The sequence below is a fragment of the Sandarakinorhabdus sp. genome (genome assembly GCF_032115815.1).
Lineage (GTDB): Bacteria > Pseudomonadota > Alphaproteobacteria > Sphingomonadales > Sphingomonadaceae > Sandarakinorhabdus.
This window is the reverse complement of the sequence record NZ_JAUMBI010000167.1, coordinates 1-2,939: the sequence shown is the minus strand read 5'-3', so window position 1 is coordinate 2,939 and position 2,939 is coordinate 1. Positions and strand designations below refer to the sequence as shown.

Sequence of the window (2,939 nt, the reverse complement as noted above, 5' to 3'; positions counted from 1 at the left end):
GTAACGCGCTGGCGATCACGGCGCTGCCCATATTGGGGCGGATCCTGGCGCAGTTCGGGTTGACCGATAAACCGGTGGGCGTGGTGGCGATTGCGGCCGCAGCGGTGAATGATGTGGCGGGCTGGGTGTTGCTCGCCTCCATCTCGGCGCTGGCGGCGGCGCGCTTTTCGGGCGGCGCGCTGGCGCTGCAACTGGCCGGCATTGCCACCTTGCTGATCGTGGCCCGCGTGGTGCTGGCACCGTTGGCCAGCCGGCTGGTGGCGGCCTTCCCGCCCAGCGAAGGCCGGCTTGATCCCACGCTGATGGCCGCCATGCTGGCGATGACGTTCGGGCTCGCCATCTGCACCTACAAGCTGGGCATCTTCGCTATCTTCGGCGGCTTTTTGGGCGGGCTGATCATGCACCGCCACCCGTCGTTCGTGAGCGCGTGGAAAGGCCAGGTTGGCGGCTTCGTGCTGGTGTTCTTCCTGCCGGTGTTCTTCACCTACACGGGCCTGCGCACCAATCTGCTCGGCTTGGGCCTCGCCGATATCGGCTGGCTGGCGGTCATCCTGGCGGTGGCCATCCTCGCCAAGCTCATCCCCGTCTATGGCGCGGCGCGGCTTTCGGGCTACACGCCGGCTGAATCGGCGGTTCTGGGCAGCCTGATGAACACCCGCGCGCTGATGGAGCTGATCGTGCTCAACATCGGCCGTGATCTGGGGGTGATCCCGCCCAATGTCTTCACCATGCTGGTGGTGATGGCGGTGGTAACGACGATCATGACCGGGCCGCTGCTCAAAAGCCTGCTGCCGCGCACCGGCCACATCATTCCCAAAGGGGTGGAAGCATGACCAGCGATGAGACCGGCCTGCCGTGGTGGCACGGCGCCAGCATCTACCAGATCTATCCGCGCAGCTTTCAGGACAGCAACGGCGACGGTATCGGCGATCTGCCGGGCATCACAGCCCGGCTGGAGCATGTCGCCTCGCTCAACGTCGATGCCATCTGGCTGTCGCCCTTCTTCACCTCGCCGATGCAGGATTTCGGCTATGACGTGTCGGATCATGTTGGCGTCGATCCGATCTTCGGCACCATGGCGGATTTCGATGCGCTGGTGGCGCGGGCGCGTGATCTGCGGCTGAAGATCATCATCGATCAGGTGTGGAGCCACACATCAGATCGCCATGACTGGTTCAAGGAAAGCCGGCAGAACCGCAACAACGACAAGGCCGATTGGTATGTGTGGGCCGATCCCAAGGTGGACGGCACCCCGCCATCCAACTGGCAATCGGTGTTTGGCGGCCCAGCCTGGACCTGGGATGCGCGCCGCCAGCAATATTATCTGCACAATTTCCTGACCAGCCAGCCCGATCTGAACCTGCACAACCCGGCGGTGCAGGATGCCATCTTGGAGGTCGCCCGCTTCTGGCTGGAGCGCGGTGTTGATGGCTTCCGCATCGATGCCATCAATTTCGCCATGCATGATCGGATGCTGCGCGACAATCCGCCGGCTACCGGCAACCACCGGCGCAGCCGGCCGTTCGATTACCAGAGCCGCATCCACAACATGTCCCACCCCGATATCCCGCTGTTCCTGGAACGCGTCGCGGCGGTGATGAACAGTTATCCGGATCGTTTTACCGTGGCCGAAGTGGGCGGCGAGAACGCCATCGCCGAGATGCACGAGTACACCGCCGGCGCGGCGCGACTGAATAGTGCCTACGGCTTCAACTTCCTTTATTCCGATGAACTGAATGCGCCGTTGGTGGTCGAGGCGCTGGCCGAATGGCCGGAAAAAACCGGCACGGGCTGGCCAAGCTGGGCCTTTTCCAATCACGATGCGCCGCGTGCCGCCAGCCGCTGGCATGGCGAATGCAACCATGATGACTATGCCCGGTTGATCATGCTGCTGCTGGTGGCGCTGCGCGGCAACATCTTCCTTTATTATGGCGAGGAGCTTGGCCTCACCCAGGCCGAGATCGGCTTTGACGACCTCAAAGATCCCGAAGCCATCGCCAATTGGCCGCTCACGCTGGGACGCGACGGCGCCCGCACACCGATGCCATGGACGGCCGCTGCCCCACAGGCCGAATTCTCCACCGGCAAGCCCTGGCTGCCGTTGGGCGCTGATCACGCCGCCCGCGCGGTTGACGGGCAGAACGCCGATCCGGCGTCCATGCTGCACTGGACCCGCAGCCTGATGGCGCTGCGCCGGGCCCAGCCGGCCCTGCGCCATGGCAGCGCGGCGGTGGAAGTTGCGCAAGACGACCTGCTGATATTGTACCGCACATGGAACGGCCAACGGCTGGTGTGCGCCTTCAATCTGGGATCAGAAGCGCACACAGTCGATCTGCCGGCCGCCGCCATCTTGGCCCAGCATGGCGGCGCGACGGCCACAAGCTTGCCGGCGTTTTCCGGCCTGATTGCCTTGTGCACCTGATCGCCGCCCGCAAGGCCCCGGCCAATGCTGGATGGTGCTTGCCACTGGCTGGCCCCCGGTTCAGGATTTGGCTACGCACGCTGTTCCCAGCACCAGCCATGACGCAACCAGCCGGGCCGCAAGGGTTGCGTTAACGTTCACATTCCTGTTCAAGGGCACCTGATGACCGCAGCGACCTCCCTGCTTCTGTTCGGCGCCACCGGCGATCTGTCGCGGCGCATGCTGATCCCATCGCTGTTCGGCCTGCATGGCGACGGCCTGCTCCACCCTGATCTGCGCATCATCGGCACTGCCCGGTCAAAGCTGGACAGCGGCAGTTTCCGCGAGCTGGCGGCCAAGGCGCTGGAACAGCATCTGGAGGCAGATCGCCGCCCGGCTCCAATGGTGGCCAGCTTCCTTGACCGGCTGGCCTATGTGCCGCTGGACGCCACCCGCGCCGATGGCTTTGCCGCGCTGGCCGCCGAAGTGGGCGATCCGTGCCGGCTGGCAATCTTCCTTTCCACCGCGCCCAGCCTGT

At 64.7% G+C, this 2,939-nt stretch carries 2 protein-coding genes and 1 pseudogene; all 3 read left to right on the top strand.

What is annotated here, in order from left to right:
* Nucleotides 1–833: cation:proton antiporter (locus tag RT662_RS09820; RefSeq protein ID WP_313670530.1), on the top strand; the 833-nt coding region annotated here is incomplete at its 5' end.
* Nucleotides 830–2,422 carry an alpha-amylase family glycosyl hydrolase gene (locus RT662_RS09815; RefSeq protein ID WP_313670529.1) on the top strand — a complete coding sequence of 531 codons (1,593 nt, stop codon included), beginning with the start codon at nt 830–832 and terminating at the stop codon, nt 2,420–2,422. The genes RT662_RS09820 and RT662_RS09815, both read left to right, overlap by 4 nt.
* Nucleotides 2,423–2,584: 162 nt before the next feature.
* Nucleotides 2,585–2,939 (top strand): annotated as a pseudogene (locus RT662_RS09810) (glucose-6-phosphate dehydrogenase); the annotation flags it as partial.